The 291-nt window shown below is 45.4% G+C and carries 1 rRNA gene; it reads right to left on the minus strand.

The features are described 5' to 3' along the window. A 16S ribosomal RNA gene (locus QMX84_RS26375) occupies positions 1–132 on the minus strand; the annotation flags it as partial. Positions 133–291: the final 159 nt, after the last annotated feature.

Here is a 291-nt window from a genome sequence, read left to right on the forward strand (position 1 = left end):
CAGGCAGATTCCTAGGTATTACTCACCCGTCCGCCGCTCTCAAGAGAAGCAAGCTTCTCTCTACCGCTCGACTTGCATGTGTTAGGCCTGCCGCCAGCGTTCAATCTGAGCCATGATCAAACTCTTCAGTTCAAACATCTTTGGGTTTTTAAGAAACCCTAAACTTGGCTCAGCAATCGTTGGTTACATCTTTGATTTCTCGCGGAGTAACTTGTGATGCTGATAATCTTTTTGACTATCAGTCTGACTCCACAAGCACCCACACGAATTGCTTGATTCAGTTGTTAAAGA

Origin of the sequence: Pseudomonas sp. PS01297 (assembly GCF_029959305.1) — a bacterium.
Lineage (GTDB): Bacteria > Pseudomonadota > Gammaproteobacteria > Pseudomonadales > Pseudomonadaceae > Aquipseudomonas > Aquipseudomonas helleri.